Genomic DNA, 25,792 nt, shown 5'->3' on the forward strand with positions numbered 1-25,792 from the left:
GGCAGGCAACACATCACATCTCGAAATGTGGGACGCGTGGTCAGGATGACGGTGGGGCGGGTAGAGTGCATGAGACCTGCTCGTCAGGCTCCTAACTGAATATTTGCTCATCCAGAGGGGTGGAGGGACCGGCCCTGCGAAGCCCCGGCAACCATCTCGGTTCGCGACTCGTAATCTGACGAGGCCAGCCGAGACAGGTGCCAATTCCGGTCTGTGACCAGGGTGGTCGCAGACGAAGATGAGGGAAAGGCCTCGCTTCATGGCGCTCGCAACCACTGAAAACACCACCTCGCTCGACTTCGGCCCCGCTGTGGCCCTCTCCTGTCGCGAGTGCGGTGCCCGCTACGACCTCGGTCCCACCTTCGCCTGCGTCGAGTGTTTCGGACCCCTTGAGATCGCCTACGACTTCGGGCAGGTGACCCGGGAGCAGATCGCCGCGGGACCGACCAACATCTGGCGCTATCGTTCCCTGCTGCCGGTTCCGGCCGACGTGATCTCCAAGCCCAACATGGCCCCGGGGTGGACGAAGCTCGTCAAGGCCGACAACCTGGCCCGCGAGCTGGGCCTCCGCTCGCTGCACGTGAAGGACGACTCCGGCAACCCCACGCACTCCTTCAAGGACCGCGTCGTGGCCATGGCCGTCGAGGCGGCCCGCAACTTCGGTTTCCACACCCTCTCATGCTCCTCCACCGGCAACCTGGCCGGCGCGGTCACCGCCGCGGCCGCCCGCGCCGGGCTGGACGCCTGCGTGTTCATCCCCGCGGACCTGGAGGAGGCCAAGGTCGTCATGGCCTCGGTCTACGGGGGCAAACTCGTCGCCATCGAGGGCACCTACGACGACGTGAACCGCTTCTGCTCCGAGCTCATCGGCGACGAGCTGGGCGACCAGTGGGGCTTCGCCAACGTCAACCTCCGTCCGTACTACGCGGAGGGTTCCAAGACCCTGGCCTACGAGATCGCCGAGCAGCTCGGCTGGCGGATCCCGGACCAGATCGTCATCCCGGTCGCGTCCGGCTCCCAGCTCACGAAGATCGACAAGGCCTTCAAGGAGCTGATCAAGCTCGGCCTCGTCGAGGAGAAGCCCTACAAGATCTTCGCGGCGCAGGCCGAGGGGTGCTCGCCGGTCTCCACCGCCTACAAGGCGGGTCTCGACGTGATCCGCCCGGTCAAGCCGAACACGATCGCCAAGTCGCTGGCGATCGGCAACCCGGCGGACGGCCCCTACGTGCTGGACATCGCCCGGCGCACCGGCGGTGCGGTCGAGGACGTCACGGACGCCGAGGTCGTCGACGCGATCCGGCTGCTGGCCAGGACCGAGGGCATCTTCGCCGAGACGGCGGGCGGCGTCACCGTCGGTGTGCTGCGCAAGCTGGTCGCCGCGGGGCGGCTCGACCCCGACGCGGAGACCGTGGTCCTCAACACCGGCGACGGTCTGAAGACCCTCGACGCGGTGGCGAGCCAGGCGCGTCCCACCGCCGTCATCCGGCCCTCTCTTGACGCATTCCGTGCGGTTATCGCCTAGAAATCGTGAAAGGTACTGAATTATGAGCGTTTCTGTGCGGATTCCGACGATTCTGCGGACCTACACCGATGGTGCCGCCGAGGTGAACGGAGACGGTGCGACTCTTCGCGAGGTTCTGCAGAAGCTGGACGCGGACTTCCCGGGGATCGGAGCGCGCATTTTCGATGAAACGGGCAAGATTCGCCGTTTCGTCAACGTTTATGTCGGGGATGAGGACGTCCGTTTTGTCGACAACCTCGACACGGCCACGCCGCCCGGCGCCCAGGTCTCCATCATCCCGGCGGTGGCCGGGGGCTGATCCTCCCGGCGTTCCTTGAGCGCCCGGGCCCTCTCGCGACACCGCAACCCCGGGCGTCTCTCCGTGCTTCCCCTGTCACCCTCTCTGCTCTTCTCACGACACCCGCACCGGCTCCGGCCGCGTGCGGGTGTCGTGTTTTGTGACGTGAGCGCATACTTGGGACGCGGGGAAATAATGCAACATTTAACTAACTAATCGTGATTGCCAAACATGATTTGGCGCTAAAAGCGCATGTAAAGCAGTAGTTTGTTGATTGACTCTGTTGCCCCACGGCATCCCACAGGTATGGTCGAGAACGATCGACGTAGGCGATGTCTCCGCCTCGGAGATTGAGGACTTCGCGAGAGGAATGGGTGTTGTCCTCAAGTCCAGTAAGAGGAGTCGCAAGTGGCGCAGGGCACCGTCAAATGGTTCAACGCGGACAAGGGCTACGGCTTCATCGCGGTAGACGGTGGTAAGGATGTGTTCGTCCATTACTCCGCAATCATGATGGATGGCTACCGTGCACTCGAGCAGGGCCAGCGGGTCGAGTTCGAGATCACCCAAGGGCAGAAGGGTCCCCAGGCGGAGTCCGTCCGGGCGGTCTGACGTAGCCATCCCGTGAATTTGTCGGGAAATGTCGGTGGATCCCGCGGCAGCGCAGTCTGTGTGATCTTCGCGACAGCGGCCCGGTTCGCCGCTCCAGCGGCGGGCCGGGCTTTCGCCATGAGTGGAATGCAGGTCAAAGACCCGCAGCTTGCACTCGACAGGGTAGAGTGCTAAACAGTTTGTTGGCACTCCCGGTTCGAGAGTGCCAACCTGGATCGAGGCGATGGGGCCCGCCGAACGGAGTCGTGGGCCCACATGCCGTCGCGGGCGTCGGCTCGATCCGGTGCAAGCCACCCTGTGTTTGGGAGGTCTAGCCGTATGGCAGCCAAGATGATCGCGTTTAATGAGGACGCCCGGCGCGGTCTCGAGCGTGGTATGAACCAGCTCGCGGACGCCGTCAAGGTGACCCTCGGCCCCAAGGGCCGTAACGTCGTGCTGGAGAAGAAGTGGGGCGCGCCCACGATCACCAACGACGGTGTCTCCATCGCCAAGGAGATCGAGCTCGAAGACCCGTGGGAGAAGATCGGGGCCGAGCTCGTCAAGGAAGTCGCCAAGAAGACCGACGACGTCGCGGGTGACGGCACCACGACTGCCACCGTGCTCGCTCAGGCTCTCGTTCGTGAGGGTCTTCGCAACGTCGCCGCCGGCGCCAACCCGATGGCCCTGAAGAAGGGCATCGAGGCCGCCGTGGAGCGCGTCTCGGAGGAGCTCTCCAAGCTGGCCAAGGACGTGGAGACGAAGGCGCAGATCGCCTCCACCGCCTCCATCTCCGCGGGCGACGCCCAGATCGGCGAGATGATCGCCGAGGCGATGGACAAGGTCGGCAAGGAAGGTGTCATCACCGTCGAGGAGAGCAACACCTTCGGCCTTGAGCTCGAGCTCACCGAGGGCATGCGCTTCGACAAGGGCCTCACCTCGATGTACTTCGTGACCGACCCGGAGCGTATGGAGGCCGTCCTCGACGACCCCTACATCCTCGTCGTCAACTCCAAGGTGTCCGCCAACAAGGACCTGCTCCCGGTTCTCGACAAGGTCGTGCAGGCCGGCAAGCCGCTGCTGATCATCGCCGAGGACGTCGAGGGCGAGGCCCTGGCCACCCTGGTCGTCAACAAGATCCGTGGTCTGTTCCGCTCGGTCGCCGTCAAGGCTCCGGGCTTCGGCGACCGCCGCAAGGCCATGCTCGGCGACATCGGCATCCTGACCGGTGCCCAGGTCATCAGCGAGGACCTCGGCCTCAAGCTGGAGTCCACCACGTTGGACCAGCTCGGCCGCGCCCGCCAGGTCATCGTCACCAAGGACGAGACCACCATCGTCGACGGCGCCGGTGACCCCGACCAGATCGCCGGCCGGGTCAACCAGATCCGCGCCGAGATCGAGAACACCGACTCCGACTACGACCGCGAGAAGCTCCAGGAGCGTCTCGCCAAGCTGGCCGGCGGCGTCGCCGTCATCAAGGCCGGCGCGGCGACCGAGGTCGAGCTCAAGGAGCGCAAGCACCGCATCGAGGACGCCGTTCGCAACGCGAAGGCGGCCGTCGAGGAGGGCATCGTCCCCGGCGGTGGCGTGGCGCTGCTGCAGGCCGGCGCCAAGGCGTTCGACAAGCTCGAGCTCTTCGGCGACGAGGCCACCGGTGCCGCGATCGTCCGCAAGGCGCTGGAGGAGCCGCTGAAGCAGATCGCGGTCAACGCCGGTCTCGAAGGCGGCGTCGTGGTGGAGAAGGTGCGCAACCTCACCCCCGGTGAGGGTCTGAACGCCGCCACCGGCGAGTACGTGAACATGTTCGAGTCGGGCATCATCGACCCGGCCAAGGTGACGCGCTCCGCGCTGCAGAACGCCGCCTCCATCGCGGCGCTGTTCCTGACCACCGAGGCCGTCATCGCCGAGAAGCCCGAGAAGGCCGGAGCCGCTCCCGCCATGCCGGGCGGCGGCGACATGGACTTCTAAGTCCAGACGCTTTCACAAAAGAGGCGACCCTGAAGTGCCGGGGCCGCCTCTTTTCGTGTTCACCGAACCTTGTGTGATCGGGCGCCGTTCCTTTCATCCGGTTTGTGATCAATAAATGATCGGCTCCTAACTCAGGGGCTTGACCCAGGGGGCCCATTGGGGTTGAGGGGCGTAACCGGCGGCACCCCATGCGTGGTGGGCCAGGACATTGTCGTGGAGCACCATCGCGTCGGCGCGGAATGCGCCCAGTTTCGCGAAGCGCTCCTCCGCCGCGCGGATCAGGACGGTCCCGATCCCCTGGCGGCGGCGGGCGGGATCCACGGCCAGCCGATAGAGGTGGGCCCGCCAGCCGTCCCAGCCGGCGATCAGGGTGCCCGCCGGCTCCCCGTCGATCTCGGCGATGAGGACGGCCGCGGGGTCGCGCTCGATGAGCGCGACCGCCTTGGCAGGATCATCGTGGCGGTCGGTTCCCTCGGCGGCTTCGAGCCAGAAGGCCGGCAGCGCGCCGACGTCTTCCAGCCGCCCGTTCCGAACGCCTACGTCCATGGGCTTTTCCATGGCATCGGAAATCAGCAGAGCTGCGCGGGGAGCTCTCTGGCGTGGAGGACGGTCAGGGAGGTGACCGCGCGGGTCAGGACCACGTAGAGGCGGGCCAGGCCACGCGGTTCGGCGTCGACGATGTCGGCCGGTTCGACCACGATGACGTGGTCGTACTCCAGACCTTTGGCCAGGCTCGCCGGGATGACCAGGAGGCGGTGGTCCTCCACGGTGTCCGGGCTGAGCACCCGGTGGTCCAGGTGGTCCACGCGCGACAGCGCCTCGGACACGGTGGCGACCGAGGCGTCCGGGACGATGACGCCGATCGAGCCCTCACGGGACGACGCCTCCCGCACCGCCTGCGCCAGGGACGCGGCGAGGTCGGGCGCGGGCCGTACCGACAGGGAGCCCGTGCCGGGCCGCAGCGACTGGGGAGCGGCCAGGTCCGGGGCGATGGAGGGCAGCAGCCTGGCGGCGAAGTCGAGCACCTCGCGGGGGACGCGGAAGCCGAGGGTGAGCTCGGTGACGGCGCCGTCCTCGAACCCCAGGTGGGTGAGGACCTCCGTCCAGGAACGGGCGGACCAGGGCGTGGTGCCCTGGGCGAGGTCGCCGAGGACGGTGGCCGATCCGGTGCGGCAGCGTCGGCCGAGGGCGCGCAACTGCATCGCGGACAGGTCCTGGGCCTCGTCCACGACCAGGTGGCCCAGGACGGCGGTCCGCTCGATCAGGTCGGCGAGCTCGTCCATCAGCGCGGCGTCGGCCGCCGACCACTTCGCCGAGCGAAAGGACTTGGCGGGCTTGGCCCACAGGAGCAGCGACTGCTCGGCGGCGGTGAGGTCGTCCTTCGCCGCGGCGGCGAGGAACTCGGGATCGCTGAACAGCCGGTGGAGCACCTGCTGCGGGGTCAGCTTGGGCCAGACCTGATCCACGAGCTGCTTGATCGGTTTGGATCTGGCGACCGCGTCCTGCACCCGGTCGTCGGGAGACTCGCCGCGCTGCTCCATCCGGACGAGCACCAGGTGGGCCAGCCGCTGGGCGAGCGTCACCCGGCCCGGCCCGTAACGCGTGGTGCCGTGCAGCGAGGCGACGATCTCACTGGCCTCGTGGTCGGCCACCCGGTAGCGGTTGATCCCCTTGGTGAACAGCACGCCCTCGGTGGGCTTGACGACGTGCATCCACAGGGCGCGCTTGAGCACCGGGGCGATCCTCGCGTCGCCCTTGATCGTGGAGACCATGGGGTCCTCGGGGGCGAGGTGATCGCCCAGGATCCCGGCGACCGTGGTCTGGTCGACCTTGACCTCGCCCAGCGCGGGAAGCACCGAGGAGATGTAGGAGAGGAAGGCGCGGTTCGGGCCGACGATCATCACGCCGGACCTGGCGAGCTTCTCACGGTGGGTGAACAGCAGGTAGGCGGCCCGGTGCAGGCCGACCGCGGTCTTGCCGGTGCCGGGCGCCCCCTGGACGCACACGGTCTGGACCAGCCCGGAGCGGACGATCTCGTCCTGGTCGGGCTGGATGGTCGCGACGATGTCGCGCATCGGGCCGGAGCGCGGGCGCTCGATCTCCTCGGTGAGGAGCCTGCTCTGCTGGAGGTCGCCGCCCTGGTCGAGCCGCTCGTCCTCGTAGGCGGTCAGGTCGCCGCCGTGGTAGCCGAACCGGCGGCGGCGGGCGACGTCCATCGGGTCGGAGGGACTGGCCTGGTAGAACGCCCGGGAGACCGGGGCCCGCCAGTCGATCACCAGGGGGCGGCTGCGGTCGTCGTGGACGTGCCTGCGGCCGACGTAGATCGTGCCGGGCAGGTCGTCGTCCGCGGCGCGGTCGAGGCGGCCGAAGAACAGGGGAGTGCCGGAGAGGTCGGCGAGCGCCGCCACTCGCTGGTCCAGTAGTCCCTGCAGGATCTGCTGGGAGACCCAGTCGGCGGCGGCGTCGGAGGACAGGGAGCTGGCGTGTTCTCGCATCGCGCGCAGCGCGGCCCTGGAGGTGGCGAGGTGTGCGCGTTCGGCGGTGAGGATCTCGGCCGGGTCGCCGGTTATGTCGGGGGCCAATTGATGTGCGGGCACGCGGAAGCGCCTCCCATTCGATAAACGGAGGTGGTGGTCATCGGGCAGCGAATCGACCAGCTTACCGGGGACCTTCGTGACGCTCAAAAGGATTTAGCGATGGACTGACGTCCGGCTGCGGCGGGTATCTCAATGACCATGCGGATCTCCCCTGCGATACCGGTCGTGGCCAATCTCCTGCTGGCCGCGCTCTGGGGGTTTTCCGTGTTCGCGGGCTGGGGGCCGGAGGCCTTCTGCTCCGAGGGCGGCTGCGTGGAGAGGCTGGACGGCGTGTCCAGGCTTTCGGCCCTGTTCGCGGTGATCGCGGCCTGCTGTACGGCGGGCGCCTGGCTGGCCCCGCGTGCCCGCCGCGACGAAGACCGTCTCACCGCCCTCATGATCGCGGCGTTGGCCGTCTGGGTGATCGCGGAGGGCATTCTGTTCGTCGGTGGTCTGATCGTTCGGTAATCGCCAGGGCACCCTCCGTCATTCTGTCTTGAAATGGCGAAAAAGCCGGGCAAAACTGGTGACTCCGGCAGATCATGGGGGTATGTCGCCAGTGGCCGTCGAGGCCTAGCGAGGGGGTGGTTTTTTTGTCGAAAGCCCGCGGTATTTCGTGGACCTGACTCGAATTGACGACGTGTTCGCCGTCTGAGGCTATTCCCCGGCGAGCACGTCGTCCGCGTCGATGATCTGATACGCGTATCCCTGCTCGGCCAGGAACCGCTGACGATGCGCGGCGAAATCCTGGTCCACCGTGTCGCGGCTGACCACCGAGTAGAACCGGGCCCCGCCGCCGTCGGCCTTGGGCCGTAGCACGCGGCCGAGCCGCTGGGCCTCCTCCTGCCGGGACCCGAAGGTGCCCGACACCTGGATGGCCACCGCCGCCTCCGGCAGGTCGATGGAGAAGTTGGCCACCTTGGAGACGACCAGGACCTGGATCTCCTTGTCGCGGAACGCCTGGAAGAGCCGCTCGCGCTCCTTGATCTTCGTCTCGCCCTTGATCACCGGGGCGTTCAGGTGCTCGCCCAGCTCGTCGAGCTGGTCGATGTACTGCCCGATGACCAGCACCTGCTCGTCCAGATGCCGCCGCACCAGCGCCTCGGTCACCCGGGACTTGGACGGTGTGGTCGCACAGAACCGGTAGCGCTCCTCGGAGTCGGCCATGGCGTAGGCGAGCCGTTCCTCGTCGGTCAGCGTCACCCGGACCTCGACGCAGTCGGCCGGGGCGATCCAGCCCTGGTTCTCCATCTCCTTCCACGGAGCGTCGTAGCGCTTGGGGCCGATCAGGGAGAACACGTCGCCCTCCCGGCCGTCCTCGCGCACGAGCGTCGCGGTCAGTCCCACCCGCCGCCGGGCCTGCAGGTCGGCGGTCATCCGGAAGATCGGCGCGGGCAGCAGGTGCACCTCGTCGTAGATGACCAGACCCCAGTCGCGGGCGTCGAACAGCTCCAGATGCCGGTAGACGCCCTGCCTGCGGGTCGTCATCACCTGGTAGGTGGCGATGGTGACGGGCCGGATCTCCTTCTTGGTGCCGCTGTACTCGCCGATCTCGTCCTCGGTCAGCGAGGTCCGCTTGAGCAGTTCCTGCTTCCACTGGTGCGCCGAGACCGTGTTGGTCACCAGGATCAGGGTCGTCGCCCGGGCATGCGCCATCGCCGCCGCGCCCACGATCGTCTTGCCCGCGCCACAGGGCAGCACGACCACCCCGGAGCCGCCGTGCCAGAACGCCTCGGCGGCCTCCTTCTGGTAGGTGCGCAGCTGCCAGCCGTCCTCGGTGAGCGTGATCGGGTGGGACTCGCCGTCGACGTATCCGGCCAGGTCCTCGGCGGGCCAGCCCAGCTTGAGGAGGAACTGCTTGATGTTGCCGCGCTCGCTCGGGTGCACGGCCACGCTGTCGGCGCCCAGCCGCTCGCCCAGCAGCGGCTGGATCTTCTTGGAACGCAGGACCTCCTCCAGCACGGCCTGGTCGGTGCTGGTCAGGGCGAGCCCGTGGACGGGGTGCTTCTCCAGCCGGAGCCTGCCGTACCGCGCCATGGTCTCGGCGATGTCCACCAGCAGCGCGTGCGGCACGGGGTAGCGGCTGTAGGCGATCAGCGCGTCGACGACCTGCTCGGCGTCGTGCCCGGCGGCCCGCGCGTTCCACAGCGCCAGCGGGGTGATCCGGTAGGTGTGCACGTGCTCGGGCGCGCGCTCCAGCTCGGCGAACGGCGCGATCGCCTTGCGGCACTCGCCGGCCTTCTCATGATCGACTTCAAGCAACAGGGTTTTGTCCGATTGGACGATCAACGGTCCGTCAGTCACAGACGCTCCTTGGTTATGGCCGGCGAGCTCATGGTCGCACTCGTACGGGGACTCGTCGGTCTGCCGCGCGTCCCTCGCCTCCGGCTCCCTTATGTAACAGAGCCGAGGGGTCCAACAGTCCCGTAGGGAAAATTCCGGACCGATAACCTCGAACTACGTCAGTAGCGGTCTCAGTAGTCGTCGAAGGCTCCGTTGAGGCCGGCGATGATGAAGGTGGCGAGGCCCACGAGGATCAACGCGATGTTGATGCCGATGCCGATCCAGGTCCATTTGAGGAGCTTCTTGGCGCCCCTGACGTCGCGGTCGACCTTCCCCAGCGCCAGGCCGGACATGACGGCTCCGGCGATGCCGCCGAGGCTCACGTAGCAGCTCAGGGCGAACACGAGGCTGACGACCAGCGCGACGATCGCGTGGGTTCTGGCGCCCTCGCTGCCCGGCTGGTATCCGTACCCCTGGGCGTAGGGCGGCGGCGGATACTGCACGTAGGGCGGCTGCTCGCCGTATCCCTGACCCTGGCCGTAGGGCTGCCCGTATCCCTGGCCCTGGTCGTAGGGCCGGCCGTAGGACGGGCCCTGGCCGTAAGCCTGGTCCTGGGGCTGGCCGTATCCCTGGCCCTGGCCCTGGTCCTGGGACTGGCCGTGGGGCTGGCCGTATCCCTGGCCGTGGTCCTGAGGCCGGCCGTACGCCTGTCCCTGGCCGTGGTCCGGTTGAGGGCCGGGACGGCCGTACTCGGGCTGGTGCTCCTGCTGGGGCGGCTCGTAACCGTAGGGCGCGCCGTGGCCGGGAGTCTGGTTGGGCCCTGTGGCGTACGGGCTCTTCCAGTCGTCCGGGTTCGTGCTGGGACCTTCGGGGTGACCGCTGCTCACTGTGGATCTTCTCGCTTCTATCGAACTCTGAACGCCAACGCGTATCACGATATGGGTATGAGCCGTGTGTCACAGAGCGATGCTCTCGTCGTGATCGCGATCGTCCTCCCTCGGTCCGAGGCTATCCGGTGAGGCGGGCGCGCAGTGCCTTACGGTCGAGCTTCAGCACGCTGGTGACCGGGATGGAGTCGGTGAAGTAGATCTCGCGGGGGTATTTCACCCGGCCGACCCGGGCGCGGGTCCAGGCGATGAGCTCCTCCGCCGTGGCGCGGCCGTCCGGGTGGAGCCGGACGAAGGCCACGACCTCCTCGCCGTGGATCGGGTCGGGACGGCCGATCACCCCGGACATCAGCACGTCCCGGTGCTCGTTCAGCGCGTCCTCGACGTCGCGGGGGAAGACGTTGAACCCGCCCCGGATGATCAGATCTTTTTTGCGGTCCACGATGTGCAGGTATCCGTCGTCGTCCACGCAGCCGATGTCGCCGGTACGGAGTTCGCCGTCCACCAGCGCGGTGCCGCCGGCAGCGGCGTCCGCGTCGCCCCAGTAGCCCTTCATGAGCGCGTCGCCCCGGACACAGATCTCGCCCACCTCGCCGATCTCCAGCTCCTCGCCGTCGTCGTCGCGGACGGTGATCGTGTAGCCGGGCAGGGGCAGCCCGACGCTGCCCACCTTCCTGCGGTCCGGCGGGTTGAAGGTGGTGACCGCGCTGGTCTCGGTCAGGCCGTATCCCTCAAGGATCCGCACGCCGGGCATCCGTCGCTCGAACTCCCGGAGCACCTCGCGGCCCAAGGGCGCCGCCCCGCAGGTCAGATAGGACAGGTCGGGCAACCGGACGCTCTCAAGAGGCTCGGCCAGCAGCATCTGCAGCATGGCCGGGACCACCGAGCCGTACTGGACCCGCTGCTCGGCGGCCAGGCGCAGGAACAACCCGGGGTCGAACCAGCGCATCAGCACGGCCTGCGGAGGTTCGACGGCGTGCATGCCCGCGATGGTGATGATCAGGCCGTAGGCGTGGGAGAGCGGCACCGGGACGATCGCCCGGGTGACGCCCGGCCGGTGGGACATCCCCTGCGCGGCCTTCGAGACGTGCCAGAGGCCGCCGTGGGTCAGCATGACGCCCTTGGCCCGGCCGGTCGTGCCGCCGGTGTACATCAACGCCGCGAGATCGGAGGGGTCGCGCCTCACCGCACCGGTCTCCGCGGCCTCCTCAAGCCGGGCGAACGGCGTCGTGCCCGGCGGGGCGTCGCCCACCACGATCACCGGGACCTTCTCGGCGGCGGCCTGGACGGTGTCCAGCAACTCCGGCGAGGTGACCACCGCGACGGCGCCGCTGTCGACGAGGATGTGCCGCAGCTCCTCCACCCCGACCAGGAACACCACCGGTGTCACCACGGCCCCGGCCGCCCAGAGCGCCTGGTAGGTGACCGGCACCTCCGGGCAGGTGGCCATCATGACCACCACCCGGTCGCCGGGCCGGACCCCCAGGGCACCGAACCCGCCGGTGACCCGCCGCGTCCGCTCGGCGAGTGCCTCGGCGCGGTGCCAGGTCCCTTCGTAGTACAACGAGTCGAAGTCACCGAACCTGCTCCACGACTCCTCCGCGAGCCGGCCCAGTGTTTGATCAGCGCTCATGACCTTCAACCTGGGCGGTGCGGGCTGAGCAGTCAACCCCTCTTCAGGCGAGTTCGGCGATGCCCGTGATGCGGTGCAGGGCGAAACGGTGCACCGCGGCCCGCGTCTCGTCGTAGGCGGTGAGGTAGCCGCCCTCCATCCGGGCGGGTTCGAGGATCCGGCTGGTGGCGTTGCCCTGGGAGTCGAGGTAGCCGATCCAGACCTGGGAGCCCTGCCGGATGGCGTCGCGCAGGGCGGAGATCGTGGCGGTCGCGGGGGAGCGCGGGACCTGGCCGTCGGGGGCGTCGAGGGGAACGCGACGGGCCTGGTGGGCTGCGTCCCCGGCGCGCACGGCCCGGATGGCGGCCGCCACGACCTCGGCCTCCAGGCCGTTGAACGTGGCGGAGGAGCGGACGAGGGGCGGGCCCTCGGTCCTGCGGACGTCGAGCTGAGTGATGATCACGTCGCCGTCCAGGGACTCCGCGGCCGGGGCGTAGCCCATCGCGCGTAACGAGTCGATCAGGGCCGGCCTGGACGACTTGGAGGCGATCACCGTGGGGGCGAGCCGCCGCAGCCGCAGCGGGATCGCGCGCTTGTCGGCCATCACCTCGTCCAGCAGCGAGGAGTCGTCGCACCGCACGTAGGCGCTCGCCGTACCGATGCGCATGCGGCCGTGGCGGCGGGCCACGTCCGTGACCAGATAGCTGAGCGGCTGCGGGACGGGCGTGGTCGAATGGCGCTCCAGCATGGCCAGGATCTCGTCGGCGCCCTGCCCGGCGTCCAGCGCCCGCCGGATCGATCCCTCGTCGAACCGGTAGACCGTCGCGCCGCCGGTGGACTCCACCTTCGCGGACAGCGCCAGCCACCGCCTCAGCTCGGTGGTGAGCGGCCCCGGCGCGACGGCGGTCAGGTCGGCCTGGAGGAACACGTGATCGAGCGGCTCGGGCAGCAGCGGGGCCAGCAGCTCGCCGGGGGATCCGGTACGGCTCCCGCCGGGAAGCAGGGCGCGGCCGTGCGCGGAGAGCACGCCGAGACCGGTGACCCCGATCTGCTCGGCCTCGCGCAGCGTGAACTCCACAAGCTGGTCGCGGTGGCCGCCGCGGCGGCGGGGCTGCTCCCAGGCCAGGCGTTCGCGCACCGAGCCGAGGGTGGGCGCCACCCCAGGCGCCGCGGTGGCGAGCATGCCGAGGGTGGTGGTGCGGACCTCGGCGGCGGCGGAGCGGCGCAGGTCGGGGTGGAGGGCGTTGAGCAGCCGGTCGCGCTCGTCGCGCTCGCCGATCATCCCCGGCACGCGGTCCATGGTGAGCCAGGTCATGGCCAGTATCACCCAGCGGTCTTCGGTGCCCTTCATCCGCCAGGCGTCGTAGACGGGGGTGGGCAGCCAGTCGCCGTCCACCGCGCCGCTCGCGGCCACCAGCCCGGCCGCGTGCGCCACCTCGATGATCAACCCTGCCACCCACTCGGGCAGGTCGAGCAGGGCCGTGATCCGCTTGAGGTCGCGCACGGCCAGGCCGCCGCTGCGGAGCACGCCGGGAGGGTCGGCGCTCCAGCGCTCGCACAACTCCTCCACCGCGCGGGTGAACGTGAACGCCTGCCCGGCGGCCGTGCGGTCGGCGAGTCCCCGGTCGCGTCCGGCGCCGTCCAACGAGGGAGGGACGGGGGAGAGGTCCTGGTGAATCCGGCCGTCGCGGAGGAACAGGCCGACCTCGCGGGGCAGGACGACGGTCTCCTCGCCGGTGGCGCCCAGGAGCGCGCGAGAGAGGAGCTGCTCGATCGGCGACTGGGCGTCGGCGGCCCGCACCTCGCGGCGCGCGTTGGGCACCCGGCCGCTGGGCGGGCCCCAGGCCAGCTCGTTGAGGGCGGACCGCGCCTGCGGCGAGACGTCTTCGATCAGCCGCCCGACGACCTTCTGGTCGCCGAGCAGGTCGGCGAGGGCCTCCTTGGTGTCGCCGCCCCCGTGGTCTTCGTCGGTGATGTCCTGGATCAGCTCGGCCAGCCGTTCCGTGTGATGGTGCCGGAACACCTCCACGGCCGGGGGGCCGAGACCCGCCGGCCCGTCGAGGACCTCCCGCACCCCGGGTGCGGGGGCCAGGGCGCCGTCGGGCCCGTAGACCAGGACGAGGGTCCGCAGCCGCTCGACCGTCTCCTTGAGCGTGCTCCGGAAGACCGGATCGGCCGCTCCCGGCAGCGACCGGGCCATCTGGGCCTGCAACGATCTGTAGGAGATCGGCGAGGGGAGCACGCTCAGCGCCTCCATGACCGAGAGCGTGAACCGGTCGAGGCGATCGAGCATCCGGCCGACCGCGGACGGGCTGCTCGCCCGTCCCGCCAGGCCCTCGAGGTGCGCGGGGACGGGAGTGACGAGCTCGGGGCGCACGGCGGCGAGAGCCCGCAACTGATCGTCGCTCCGGCTGCGCAGCCACTCGGTGAACTCCGTGCTCATTTCGTCAATGGTAAGAGGCCTTACCGACAAAGCGAGGCACGGGTAAAGTTTGTGATCATGTGAGCGGCCGTGAATGGGGGAAAGAGGCCACAGGCAGGGCAGTGCCGAGAGAGGATGGCCAGCGTGATCGAGCGTGCCGACCAGCTTGTCCTGGAGTACGTCAGCAGGGCGGCCGACGCCGCCCACGGCGTGTTGCCCCCGAGGCAGCGGATCGATTTCGTCGGAAGGCTGCGGAAGCGGATAGACGCCGAGCGGACGGGGGCGGAGGGCCCGGAGGCCGTCGCGAAGGTCCTGGCCCGGTTCGGCGACCCCGCGGCGCTGGTACGGCGCGAAGTACGCCGTCTGGAGGGTGAGACGCCCTCGGGGGGCGTGCCGGAGACGCCGGGGGAGACCGGAGGCGCCGCCGAGGCCGTCGTCCCGGCCCCGACGCCGGGGAGCCTGACGGAGTCGCTGGGAGAGGCCGATCGCCCCGCCGGCGTCGTCGTCCCCGCCCCGGCCTCCGGCCTCCACGATTCCGCCGAACCGTCCTCCGGTCGTCCGGCCTCCGGGGAGTCCGGTTCCGAGTGGCTGGACTTCCCCGAGGCGTCGACGGGCAATCCCCGGCGCTCGCATCCTTACGGGGCCGCGCCGGGCGCCCATCACTCCGGGGCCGGCGCCCCGGGGTCTCCGGCCCACGAGGGCACCCACGACGACGCCCACGAGGCCGTCTCCGCGGACGTCCCCGGGCCCGTCCCCACGGGCGCCCCCGAACCGGCGGCCCGGCCGCGATCCTCACCGATCGCGTCCGGGGGAGACGGACCGGACGACCCCGCGGCCGAGGGCGTCGACGCGAACGACCCGCCCACCGAGGAGATCCCGCCCACCCGGGACGTCGTGTCGCAGCCGGAAACCGGACCGGGACCGGACGAGAGAACGGGATCGGTACCCGCGCCGAGGCCGGGAGAGGGATCGGGAGAGGGAGAGGGGCCGAAGGGCGCGACGGGGAGCGGAAGGCCCCGGTCCGTGACGCCGCCGGGAGTGGCCAAGGCCAGGCAGGAGGCCGAGCGGCTGCTGGCCAGGAAGCAGGCCAGGAAGCAGGCCAGGCGGCGGTTCAACCTGCCCCGCCGGAAGCACCGCCAGCCTCGATCGAGGGAGGACGTCGTCGCCGGGGAGAGCGACGCCAGGACGGTCCTGCTCGGTCACCATCGCGAGGTGGTCGGGATGGCCCTGCTCGGCCTGGCGGGGCTGCTGATCCCCTTCCCCTTCGCCCCCATCGCGATCTTCCAGATCCCCGTGCTGGTCTGGGCGGTCGCCGCGCTGGTCGTGGTGTTCTGCGAGGCCTGGGAGAACGTCGACAAGGTGCGCGGGATCGGCGCGCCGATCCTGAGCTACACCATCGGCGGCTCCCTGGTCGCGCTCATCCGGGCACGGGAGGACCTCGGCCTGGTGGTGGAGCAGTTCTTCACGATCAGTGGGTTCATGTTCATGATGGGAAGCGCCGCGGGTGTGTTCTGGCTGGCCTACCGCCTGTTCAACCCGGTCACTCCGACCGGCAGGCGCAACGGGTAGGCCGGCCGATCGTCTCGGCGGGTGGCTCGGCCGGAGGGCGCGACAGGTGGTTCAGCCGATCGCCTCGGTGGGCGGGCATGCCAGGTAGCTCAGCCGATCATCCCGGCGGCCGGGTTCGGGCAACAGGCCGAGCGCGAGTCGCACCCATGAGGCGATGAAACGGTCGCGTTCCGCGCGTCCGGGGGGCTCGCCCACCGTCTCCTGGAACAGCTGGTAGTGGACCACCGCGCCGCCGAGCACGGCGCCGATCGCGGGCCAGTCCAGGTCGGCCTCGGCGTACTCGGGCTGGGCCCGGAACCACGTGGTGATCGCGTCGAACATGGGCTGCAGCAGCCCCTCGCGGACGATCGCCACCAGCTCGGGGAACTGGCTCAGGTCGCGGAAGAAGACGCGCGTCAGCTCGCTCTCCTCGCGGGCCTTGGCCAGTCCGGACTTGCACAGATGGGCCAGACGTTCTTCGACGTCCAGCGACATGTCGACGGTGCTCATCTCGGCGAGGGTCTCGACGATCTGGGTCCGGGTCCGGGCGGCGTGTTCGTTCATCGCCGCGGCGAGCACCTCGTATTTCGACTTGAAATGCCGGTAGAGCCCTCCCGCGCCAGGCGACAACCCGGACGCGGCCTCGATCTCGGCCACGGAGGTTGCCGAATAGCCCCGTTCGGCGAACAGCCGCAGGGCTTCGTCGATGATCCGCTCGCGCGTTGATCTGGTCATTTCTCTGTCGATACCTCCACCATGACCCTATCCAGTGCCCAACTTCTCAGGTCGCGGCACGCCGGACCAGTCACGTTACGGGCGGTGCGCCGGACGGTCACGAGCCGCCCCCGGCGATCCGCGGGCGGCTCGTCGGGCGGCCGTGCGAAAGCGTTATGTCGATCATGAAGTGGCCCTCCCGGAGCTCGGCTCGGTGACTCGCCTTCCGGTAAGTGAATCCTTTCTTGAAAGGGGCCGGCGGCGAGTGGTGTCACGTACGGCGAGATTTACCATTCTTCGGGGGCCTCTCGGATAATGCCCTCCGGATCTGATAAGGAGTGGTGAGTGAGCCGATGAACTCGGTGGGGTTCGATCTCGATATGACGCTCGCGGACACGCGTGCCGGCATCGCCGCCGTCTACGACGAGGTGTCACGGCACATGGGTGTGTTCATCGACAGCGCCGCCGTGGTGGCCAGGCTGGGGCCGCCGCTGGAATGGGAGCTGGCCAACTGGCTGCCGCCCGAGGAGATCGCCGGGGCCGCCGCCTTCTTCAGGTCGCTGTATCCCTCGATCGCCGTTCCGGTCACCGTCCCCATGCCCGGTGCGCGTGAGGCCGTGGAGGCCGTACGGCGCGGCGGCGGCAGGGTCGTCGTGGTGACGGGGAAGAACGCCAGGGACGCGGCGAGCACGGTCGAATTCCTCGGCCTGGACGTGGACGAGGTCGCCGGCTCGGTCTTCGGGGCCGCCAAGGGGCCGGCTCTCATGAGTTTCGGCGCCTCCGCCTATGTGGGAGATCACGTCGCCGACATCGAGGCGGCGCGGGCGGGGGGCGTCGTCAGCGTGGCGGTGGCGACGGGCCTTTACCCGAGGGGAGAGCTGCACGATCACGGAGCGGACGTCGTGCTGGGTGATCTGACCGAGTTCACCGAATGGTTCGACGGCTGGCGAACTCCCGCCTCACTCGTGTAATTAGAGGCTGATTAGACGGTCGCTCTCGGCGTCCGCTGGGCATAACCTACATCCATTCCTTTTCACGACAGTCTGAACGAGGTCACCCCTGTGCCGAGTGGCAAAGTCAAGTGGTACGACGCCGACAAGGGTTTCGGCTTCCTCACCCGCGACGACGGCGGTGAGGTCTTCGTGCATTCTTCCGCGCTGCCCAATGGTGTGGACTCTCTCAAGCCAGGCCAGAAGGTCGAGTTCGGTGTGGCCGAGGGGCGTCGCGGCCAGCAGGCGCTCTCGGTTCGAGTGATCGATCAGCCCCCCACGCTCGCCAAGGCGGCCAAGCCAAAGGGCAAGCGTAAGAAGCCCGACGAAATGGTCGTCATCGTGGAGGACCTGATCAAGCTTCTGGACGCGGTCTCCACGTCGTACCAGAAGAACAAGCACCCCGAACCCGCGCACGCCAAGCAGATCGCCGCCGTTCTCCGGGCCGTGGCCGACGACCTGGACGACTGATCCCCTTCCCCGTGGTTCCCCGGTAACCCCTGCCGGCCCGCCTTACGCGAGACCTCCCCCACGGTTCAGCCGTGGGGGTTGGTCAGCGGCCTGGTCCGCTTCTCCGTGGGGGGATCGTCCCGCCGCACGATCGCGGTGGTCGTGCCCGCGGGCTTGGGCCTGGCCTTCTCCTCCGAGTGCCGTTCCCCGTTGGCGGAGGGCTGGGCGGCGGGAGCGTGGCCGGTCCTGGCGGCCTTCACCCTGGCGTCCCGCGCGTCGCTTCGCCTGCGCCGCCGTACCAGCAGCCAGCCGAGCGAGCCCGCCAGCACCGCGGCCATCACCGCGAGCCCGGCCGGCCCCTCGGTGAACAGCGACAGCAGCAGCCCGACCAGCCCGCCGACCACCCACGCGATCTGCAGGAACGCCTCGACCACTCCGAACGTGGACGAACGCACCTCCTCGCCGATCTCGCGCTGCACGATCGCGTCCAGCGCGAGCTTGCCCAGGCCCTGGGCGAACGCGGCCACCAGTGCGACGGCCACCGCGGTCCAGAGGTTGAACACGATCGCCGACACCACCGTGATCACGGTCGTCAGCGCGAGCGTGGCCAGAACGATGATCTGGGGGGAGTGATTGCGCACCCAGGACGCCACGGCCGCTCCGGCGAGGCCTCCCGCTCCGGCGGCCACGGCCAGCACGCCGATCGTGACCGGCGGGGCGAGCCCGGGGAGATTTCTGTCCTGCACCAGGAAGAGCAGGTAGAAGAGCAGGAAACCGGAGTGGAGGCGGATGGCCACGTTGGCCTTCATCGCCTCGGCGACCACCGGGCCCACGTTCAGCAGCGTGCGCCAGCGGGGTGGCCGCTTCTCGCCCTCGTCGTTCAGTTCCTCCAGATCGGGGGAGTCGACGTGACGGGGGAGCCGGACGGCCAGCACCCCCTGGAGCAGGAAGAGCACCGTCGCCGCGCGCAACACCCATTCGGCGCCGAGCCAGGCGCTGGCGCCCGCGCCGATCGGGATCGCGACACCCGCCGCGACCAGGGCGAACAGGGCGACCCTCGCGTTGGCGGTGACCAGCGCGATGTCGGCGGGCAGCACGCTCGGCATGATCGCCGCGCGGGAGACGTTGTAGGCCTTGGACAGCACCAGCACGGCCAGCGCCGCCGGGAAGATGGTGAACACGTCGCCGGGAACGATCGCCGCCGCCATGGCGAAACAGAGCAGCCCGCGGCCGAACAGCGTTCCGGCCATCACGAAGCGCCGGCCGGAGCGGAACCGGTCGAGGACCGGCCCGACGAACGGCGCGACCACCACGAAGGGGATCATCGTGATCAGCAGGTAGATCGCGACCTGGCCCCGGGCCTCGTTGACCGGAAGTTTGAACAGCGTCCCGGCCAGGGCCGCGGTGACCAGCGCGTCGCCCGCGCTGTGCGTGGCGGTCAGCTCGATCAGCTGTCCGAGACCCGTACGGCCCGCGCCCTGGGCGTGGGTCATCCTCCGGGCGGCCCTGCCGACCCGTTGCGTCCCGCTCGCCGCGCCACGCCCCGCGCGCAGGGTGGCACGGCCCGTGCTCTTTCCCGCCGTCACGGTCGCCCGCCCCGCTCCGGCCACCGCGCGGCCGGCCCGGCGGGAGGCCTCACCGATCGACTTTCGCGCCCGTTCCCACCCAGCTGCCACGTATCAAGTCATACCCGAATGGCGGGTGAGTTGGCGGGTGCGATAGGCAACTACTCGTGTGATCGGCATCCGGCGGTGTCGTTCGCTCCGGGCATAGGTGAGAATGAACTGTGAGTGAGCGCAGCGAGCGAGCCAGTAGGGACAGCGGCCGACGGGCTGCCAGGCTGACGGGAGACGACTCGTGAACCGTACTCGATCCCGCGCCGTGGTCCCGGACCAGGCCTGCGTCGCCGCCGTCGACTTGGCCCGTTTCGCGATCGAAGAGAACGTCAGACCCGATGAGGTGGGCGATCACCTCGGCGTCGAGGGTGAGGGCGACCGCGTCGTCACCCACTACTTCGCCAGTCTGGACCGCGCCTATCAGGGCTGGCGCTGGGCCGTCACCGTCGCCAGGGCCTCCCGGGCCCGCAACGTGACGGTCAGCGAGGTCGTGCTCCTGCCCGGCCCGGGCGCGCTGCTGCCGCCCCAGTGGGTGCCGTGGAGCGAGCGGTTGCGCCCCGGCGATCTCGGTGTGGGCGATCTGCTGCCCACCTCCGACGACGACGATCGGCTCGCACCCGGTTTCACCGAGGTCGACGACGACGTCGACCATCAAATGATCTTCGAGTACGGCCTCGGACGGGCACGGGTGCTCTCTCCGATCGGCCGTGACCGCGCCGTGCGGCGCTGGCACTCCGGCGAGTCGGGCCCGCACACCCCACTCGCCCACGCCGCTCCCGCCCAGTGCTCCACCTGCGGCTTCTACTGGCCGCTGGCGGGTGCGCTGCGCACCGGCTTCGGCGTCTGCGCGAACGAGTACGCGCCCGACGACGGCCGGGTGGTCGCCGCCGACCACGGCTGCGGCGCGCATTCGGAGGCCGCCGTGCTGCCGCACCAGGTGGAGCCGACCTCGCCGATCCTCGACGATCTCGCCTATGACACCACCGAGGACTCCTCGGAGGCGGGTCTGGCCGGTTCCGTGGACGTCGACGGCTCCGAGCCGCTGGGGCACTCCTGATCCGACCCTGTTTCGACAGCCCACCGGATAGTTTCTGATCCGGCGCTGTTTCCGCAGGCCGCCGGGTCACCTCCGGCCCGGCCGCCTGCCGGACGAGGTGATCTGCGTGGCCCTCGACCCATGGGACTCATCGCTGTGACTGACATCTTCGACACCGAGCGACTGCGCTCCGCCGTACTCGCCGCCTGGGCGGCCTCGCCCGCGCGTTTCCGCGAGGACGCCAACGCGGAGGAGGACTTCGCGCTCGGCGGCTACCGGGACCGGCTGATCGTCGAGCTCGCCCAGAACGCCGCCGACGCCGCGCTCCGCGCCGGGGTGCCCGGACGGCTCCGCCTGTCCCTGCGCGAGGGGGTGCTGTCGGCCGCCAACACCGGCGCCCCGGTGGACGCGGCCGGGATAGAGGGCCTGTCCACGCTGCGCGTCTCCGCCAAGCGGGACGAGTCCGGCGCGGCCGGCCGGTTCGGCGTCGGGTTCGCGGCCGTGGTGTCGGTCTGCGATGAGCCGGTGATCGGATCGCTCGGCTCCGGGGTCGTCCGCTGGTCCCGCGAGCAGACCGCCGCGCTGGTGGCCGCCGAGCCCGCGCTGGCCAAGGAACTCGCCGAGCGCGGGGGGCACGTGCCGCTGCTGCGCCTGCCGTTCCCCGCCGGTCCGGTCGAGATCCCCCCGGGCTTCACCACGCTCGTACGGCTGCCGCTGCGTGACGGCACGGCCGAGGACGTCGTCCGGCGGATGCTGCGGGAGACCAGCCCCGCGCTGCTGCTCGGCCTGCCCGCCCTTGAGTCGATCGAGATCGACGTGGACGGCGAGACGCGGACCGTCACGCCCGACGGCTGGCAGGTGGTCGCGGCCTCCGGGCAGTTCGCCCCGGAGCAGGTGGCCGAGCTGTTCGCCGACCGCCCGACCGAGGAAAGGGCCCGGCCGTACTGGCTGGTCCGCTGGGCCGTGCCCGTCGCCGGATCCGCGAGCGGGACTCCGGGCGGCCCTGACACCGCGGGTGGGGAGCCTCGACCCCTGCCCGCGCAGGTGCCGCCGGTGGTGCACGCGCCCACGCCGAGCGACGAGCCGCTGGACCTGCCCGCGTTGCTGATCGCCTCGTTCCCGATGGCCACCGACCGGCGGCACGTGGCGAAGGGCCCGCTGACGGACTTCCTGGTGGAGCGCGCCGCCGACCTCTACCTAGAACTGCTCGCCGGGCTGCCGCGCACGCCCAAGCTGCTCGACCTCGTCCCCGGCCTGATGGGCAAGGGCGAGCTCGACGCGCAGATCCGCCGGGCGATCCTGCGCAGGCTCCCCGACGCCCCGCTGCTCCCCGTGCTCTCCCCGCCCGCCGACGGCGAGGGCCTGGTCGTGCCCGGACGGCGAGCCTCCGTGGTCGCGGCCCCGGGCGAGCTGCTGGAGAAGATCGCCCCCATGGTCCCCGGGCTGCTGCCCGCGGGGTGGCCGTCCCGCCATCCCGCGATCAACACGCTCGGCGTCAAGCGGGTGCAGCTCACCGACGTCGTGGACATGCTCTCCGGCGACGCGGTCGAAGACAGGGACCCGGCCTGGTGGCGGTCGCTGTACGAGGTGCTGCCCGCCGACGACCCCGAGTCCCTCGGCGCGCTGCCGGTCCCGCTCGCCGACGGCCGCCTGGTCCGGGGGCCGCGCGGCACGCTGCTGCTGATCGACGGCTCCGCGCTGGACCCGGCCGTGCTCGCCCCGCTCGGGTTGCGCGTGGTCCACCCGGACGCGGCCCACCCGCTCCTGCTCCGGCTCGGCGCGGGCGAGGCGACCCCCCGGACGGTCCTGGAGGATTCGCTGACCCGCTCCGCCGTCTCGGAGTCCCTGAACAGCGCCGACGCCGAGCCGGTCGCCCAGGCCGTGCTCGCGCTGGTGGACGCCGCCGGACTGACCGCGGGAGAGGCCCCCTGGCTGGCCGACCTGGCGCTGCGCGGCGCGGACGGCGAGCTGTACCCGGCGGGTGAGCTGCTTCTCGCCGAGGGAGCGCTGGCCGGGCTGCTGGATCCGGACACGCACTTCGGCACGGCCGCGCCCGAGCTGGTGGAGCGGTACGGCTCGCGGGTGCTGGCCGCGGCCGGGGTGCTCGACGGCTTCGCCGTGGTGAACGACACCGACGTCATGATCGACCCGGATGACTGCGACCACGACCTGGACCGCGAGGACGAGTGGCTGGAGGCCGTTCTCGACCTGCTGCCCGAGATGGACGTCCCGCCGGTCGCCAGGGAGTTCTCCGCGATCCGCGACCTCGAATACGTCGCGAACTGGCCCGCGGCCCTCACCCTCCTGTCACGCCCGCCGCTCCGTTCGGTCCTGCATCCGCTGCGGATCCTCGTGGCGGGAGAGGTCGTGGAGGTGCCGTCCTACACCGCGTGGTGGCTCTCCACCCACCCGGTGCTCGGCGGGAGGCGTCCCACCGAGCTGAGGCTCCCGACCGCCGACGCGCTGCTGTTCGGCCTGTACGGCGACGCCCCGGCAGGGATCGACGAGGCCGCGCTGGCGATGATCGGCGTCCGGACCACGCTGGCGGAGCTGCTCGCCTCGCACGGCGGCCCCGACGAGCTGATCTACCTGATGGGCGACCCCACCGTGGAGGTGGACCGGGCCCAGCTCCGAGCCCTGTGGGTGGCTCTCGCCGCCGTCGAACCCGCGCGGGTCGCGCCCCCGCGCTCGGTCCGCGCCATCCTCGGCGGCGAGATCGTCGTCGCCGACGCCGAGGACGGGCGCACGCTGTCCGCCGAGGGCGAGGGTGCGGACGAGCCGGGCGAACCGGTCGTGGTCGAGGCGCCTGACCTGCTTCCGCTGGTCGCGGGCCGGCCGTTGATCCTGGCGCCCTTCGACCTGGCCGAGGCCCTGTCGGAGCTGCTGGACCTGCCGCTGGCCGGGGAGGAGGCAGCGGGCGAGGTGACCTCCTCGGGCGAGGTCCGTGAGGTTCCGCCCGCCGTGCGTTCGCTGCTGCCGACCGCGCCCACGACCTACATGGAGCACGAGAGGCTGCTCGTGGACGGCGTCCCCGCGGCCTGGCGGTTCTTCGAGGGCGTGGTGCACGCCACGGGGGTGGAGGGGCTGGCCCGCGGGCTCGCCTGGGCGTCGGGCCAGTGGGGAGACCGGCTCGCGGTCGCGGCGCTGCTGCGCGACCCCGAGGCGGTGCCGCTGCTGCTCGCCGAGGCGGACCTGGACAGCTGGACCGCGTCGACCAACTAGACCTGTCGTCCCAGTGCGTGGGACCGGTGCCCGGTTCTCACGCGAGTGTCCTCCCGCACATGCGCCGAAGTCAGCGCATGTGCGGGGACCGCGCGGTCGTCCGGCGGGGGGCGCACCCCTCGGACGTGGTTCGGAAAGGGACGATCACAAGATCACTGTCGTGGGTTCGACCGGCTTGTCCGAGGAGGGCGGCGGGCCACGGCGGTCGCGGCGCCGTACGAACCAGAGGCCGAACAGCCCACCGCAGATGCCCGACACACAGGTCCAGATCCACCACTGATGCTGGGGGCCCGGCTGTACGATCAGAAGCACGGCCAGGGCGATCGCCCACAGGACGGTGCCCGTGAGGATCGCGATCGTGTCGTTGGTCTTCAACGGCTGCAGATCCGGAGGGCGAGGCTGGTTCACATGATTCAGCCTAGGCGACGCCGCCTCACTACCCGCAAGGCGGAGTCTGTGAAGGCGCGAATCCATCTCGAAAGCATCACCATCGTGACCTGGGCCTTCCGACGGGAGAGCCTCAATGTCACTCTGCGTGCGTGAGTGACGCGAAAACCCCCTCAATAAGTAAACTTGACCGTTTCTTCTCTATTTCCGACCGCGGTTCGTCGGTGGGCCGAGAGGTCCGCGGCGGCCTCGTCACGTTCTTCACGATGGCCTACATCGTCGTGCTCAACCCCCTGATCATCGCCACCGTCAAGGACGTGGACGGCCAGTTCATCGGTGACGGCCTCGTGCCCAACGTGCCGCTGGTCGCCGCCGGCACGGCTTTCGTTGCGGGCCTGCTGAGCATCCTGATGGGTGTCATCGGCAGGGTCCCCTTCGCGATGGCCGCCGGCCTCGGCCTGAACGCCTTCGTGACCTACGGCATCGCCTCGCAGATGTCGTGGGAGTCGGCCATGGGCCTGGTGTTCCTGGAGGGCGTGATCATCGCCCTCCTGGTGCTCACCGGGTTCCGCACGGCGGTCTTCAACGCCATCCCACCCCAGCTCAAGACCGCGATCAGCGTCGGCATCGGCCTGTTCATCGCCCTGATCGGCTTTGTGGACGCGGGCTTCGTCCGCCGTGTGGCGGCGGGCCCGCCGCTGGAGCTCGGCATCGGCGGCAATCTGGCCAGCTGGCCGATCTTCGTGTTCGTGGTCGGTCTGCTGCTGATCGCCCTGCTGGTGGCGCGGCAGGTCAAGGGCGCCATTCTGATCGGCATCGTCTCCACCGCCGTCCTCGCGATCATCGTGGAGGCCGTCACCAAGGTCGGCGCCGCGACGGTGCCCGGTAAGGAGCCGAACCCGGCGGGCTGGCAGCTCGTCGTCCCCGGACTGCCCGAGAAGATCTTCGGGTTCGAGAACCCCCTGGTGCTCTTCAGGGAGTTCGACCCGTTCGGCGCCTTCGGCTCCGTCTCGGTCATCCTGGCCCTGCTGCTCGTCTTCACCCTCCTGATCACCGACTTCTTCGACACGATGGGCACGATGGTGGGCGTCGGGCGCCAGGCCGAGCTGATCAAGGAAGACGGCACCCTGCCCAGGACCCGCGAGATCCTCCTCGTCGACTCCGTCGGCGCGGCGGTCGGCGGAGCGGGCTCGGTCTCCTCCAACACGACCTACATCGAGTCGGCCGCGGGCGTCGGGGAGGGCGCGCGCACCGGCCTGGCCAGCGTCGTCACCGGCGTGCTGTTCCTGCTGGCCATCTTCGTGTCGCCGCTGGTCGCCGTCGTCCCCTACGAGGCCGCCGCCCCCGCGCTCGTTGTCGTCGGCTTCCTGATGATGACCGCGATCCGCGAGATCGACTTCACCGACTACGAGATCGCGATCCCGGCCTTCCTCACGATCGTGCTCATGCCGTTCAGCTACTCGATCGCCAACGGCATCGGTGCGGGCTTCATCACCTTCGTGCTGATCAAGCTGGTCATGGGCAAGGCCCGCGAGGTCCACGCGCTCATGTGGACGGTCGCCGCCCTGTTCGTCGTCTACTTCGCCCTGGGACCGATCAAGCTCCTGCTCGGCCTCTGAGGACGAGACACGGCCGTCATGGTGATCGGTTCTCACCGTGACGGCCGTGTGCGTTCGGAAGGCGCGGGTGCCGCGGGAA

General features: G+C 69.9%; 20 protein-coding genes and 1 riboswitch. Of the genes, 11 read left to right on the forward strand and 9 right to left on the reverse strand.

The genetic code is table 11. From position 1 onward, the window contains the following. Positions 1–104 precede the first annotated feature (104 nt). Positions 105–245, forward strand: a riboswitch (SAM riboswitch). A 14-nt stretch (positions 246–259) separates the two neighbouring features. The 4 genes from thrC (at position 260) to groL (ending at position 4,352) form a co-directional block, all read left to right on the forward strand. After that, the gene (gene thrC, locus J2853_RS37740) at positions 260–1,522 is read left to right on the forward strand and encodes a threonine synthase (protein WP_307565807.1); all 1,263 of its coding nucleotides are present in this window, start codon (positions 260–262) and stop codon (positions 1,520–1,522) included. A gap of 22 nt (positions 1,523–1,544) precedes the next feature. Further along, complete coding sequence (locus J2853_RS37745; protein WP_307565809.1) at positions 1,545–1,820, forward strand: MoaD/ThiS family protein; 276 nt, start codon at positions 1,545–1,547, stop codon at positions 1,818–1,820. Positions 1,821–2,207: 387 nt separating this feature from the next. Then, positions 2,208–2,408, forward strand: a complete 201-nt coding sequence (locus tag J2853_RS37750; RefSeq protein WP_012895270.1) for a cold-shock protein — start codon at positions 2,208–2,210, stop codon at positions 2,406–2,408. Between the two features lie 318 nt (positions 2,409–2,726). Further along, positions 2,727–4,352, forward strand: a complete 1,626-nt coding sequence (groL, locus tag J2853_RS37755) for a chaperonin GroEL (RefSeq protein WP_307565811.1) — start codon at positions 2,727–2,729, stop codon at positions 4,350–4,352. Positions 4,353–4,478: 126 nt separating this feature from the next. On the opposite strand, the gene J2853_RS37760 is transcribed toward groL, so the two are convergent. Beyond that, positions 4,479–4,898, reverse strand: coding sequence for a GNAT family N-acetyltransferase (locus J2853_RS37760; protein ID WP_307565813.1), 420 nt, complete (start codon positions 4,896–4,898; stop codon positions 4,479–4,481). 23 nt (positions 4,899–4,921) lie between these two features. Continuing rightward, a complete protein-coding gene (locus J2853_RS37765; protein ID WP_307565814.1) occupies positions 4,922–6,949 on the reverse strand; it encodes a HelD family protein in 2,028 nt (675 codons plus the stop codon). A gap of 138 nt (positions 6,950–7,087) precedes the next feature. On the opposite strand from J2853_RS37765, the gene J2853_RS37770 reads away from it, so the two are divergent. Next, positions 7,088–7,396 carry a hypothetical protein gene (locus tag J2853_RS37770; RefSeq protein WP_307565815.1) on the forward strand — a complete coding sequence of 103 codons (309 nt, stop codon included), beginning with the start codon at positions 7,088–7,090 and terminating at the stop codon, positions 7,394–7,396. A gap of 189 nt (positions 7,397–7,585) precedes the next feature. Here J2853_RS37770 and J2853_RS37775 read toward each other — a convergent pair whose 3' ends face one another. The 4 genes from J2853_RS37775 to J2853_RS37790 form a co-directional block, all read right to left on the reverse strand. Further along, entirely contained in the window at positions 7,586–9,232 is a 1,647-nt protein-coding gene (locus tag J2853_RS37775; RefSeq protein ID WP_307565817.1) for a DNA repair helicase XPB, read from the reverse strand. 170 nt (positions 9,233–9,402) lie between these two features. Beyond that, positions 9,403–10,098, reverse strand: coding sequence for a hypothetical protein (locus tag J2853_RS37780; protein ID WP_307565819.1), 696 nt, complete (start codon positions 10,096–10,098; stop codon positions 9,403–9,405). Between the two features lie 121 nt (positions 10,099–10,219). Next, positions 10,220–11,731 carry an AMP-binding protein gene (locus tag J2853_RS37785; RefSeq protein ID WP_307565821.1) on the reverse strand — a complete coding sequence of 504 codons (1,512 nt, stop codon included), beginning with the start codon at positions 11,729–11,731 and terminating at the stop codon, positions 10,220–10,222. A gap of 43 nt (positions 11,732–11,774) precedes the next feature. Continuing rightward, a complete protein-coding gene (locus J2853_RS37790) occupies positions 11,775–14,153 on the reverse strand; it encodes a helicase-associated domain-containing protein (protein WP_307565822.1) in 2,379 nt (792 codons plus the stop codon). Positions 14,154–14,276: 123 nt separating this feature from the next. Between J2853_RS37790 and J2853_RS37795 the strand changes: the two genes are divergently transcribed. After that, positions 14,277–15,701, forward strand: coding sequence for a hypothetical protein (locus J2853_RS37795; RefSeq protein WP_307565823.1), 1,425 nt, complete (start codon positions 14,277–14,279; stop codon positions 15,699–15,701). 51 nt (positions 15,702–15,752) lie between these two features. On the opposite strand, the gene J2853_RS37800 is transcribed toward J2853_RS37795, so the two are convergent. Further along, positions 15,753–16,415, reverse strand: coding sequence for a TetR/AcrR family transcriptional regulator (locus tag J2853_RS37800; RefSeq protein WP_307565825.1), 663 nt, complete (start codon positions 16,413–16,415; stop codon positions 15,753–15,755). A 320-nt stretch (positions 16,416–16,735) separates the two neighbouring features. Between J2853_RS37800 and J2853_RS37805 the strand changes: the two genes are divergently transcribed. Then, complete coding sequence (locus J2853_RS37805; protein WP_307565827.1) at positions 16,736–17,365, forward strand: HAD family hydrolase; 630 nt, start codon at positions 16,736–16,738, stop codon at positions 17,363–17,365. Between the two features lie 90 nt (positions 17,366–17,455). Then, entirely contained in the window at positions 17,456–17,854 is a 399-nt protein-coding gene (locus J2853_RS37810) for a cold-shock protein (RefSeq protein WP_307565829.1), read from the forward strand. Between the two features lie 65 nt (positions 17,855–17,919). Here J2853_RS37810 and J2853_RS37815 read toward each other — a convergent pair whose 3' ends face one another. Next, on the reverse strand, positions 17,920–19,509 hold the full coding sequence (locus J2853_RS37815) for an MFS transporter (protein ID WP_307565831.1): 1,590 nt from the start codon (positions 19,507–19,509) through the stop codon (positions 17,920–17,922). 181 nt (positions 19,510–19,690) lie between these two features. Here J2853_RS37815 and J2853_RS37820 point away from each other — a divergent pair, with 181 nt between their 5' ends. Next, entirely contained in the window at positions 19,691–20,506 is an 816-nt protein-coding gene (locus J2853_RS37820) for a DUF3027 domain-containing protein (protein ID WP_307565833.1), read from the forward strand. A 135-nt stretch (positions 20,507–20,641) separates the two neighbouring features. Next, positions 20,642–23,707, forward strand: a complete 3,066-nt coding sequence (locus tag J2853_RS37825; RefSeq protein WP_307565834.1) for a sacsin N-terminal ATP-binding-like domain-containing protein — start codon at positions 20,642–20,644, stop codon at positions 23,705–23,707. Positions 23,708–23,851: 144 nt separating this feature from the next. On the opposite strand, the gene J2853_RS37830 is transcribed toward J2853_RS37825, so the two are convergent. Next, entirely contained in the window at positions 23,852–24,115 is a 264-nt protein-coding gene (locus J2853_RS37830; protein WP_307565836.1) for a DUF2530 domain-containing protein, read from the reverse strand. A 131-nt stretch (positions 24,116–24,246) separates the two neighbouring features. On the opposite strand from J2853_RS37830, the gene J2853_RS37835 reads away from it, so the two are divergent. Next, entirely contained in the window at positions 24,247–25,713 is a 1,467-nt protein-coding gene (locus J2853_RS37835) for an NCS2 family permease (RefSeq protein WP_307565838.1), read from the forward strand. Positions 25,714–25,792: the final 79 nt, after the last annotated feature.

This window comes from Streptosporangium lutulentum, assembly GCF_030811455.1.
Taxonomy (GTDB): domain Bacteria; phylum Actinomycetota; class Actinomycetes; order Streptosporangiales; family Streptosporangiaceae; genus Streptosporangium; species Streptosporangium lutulentum.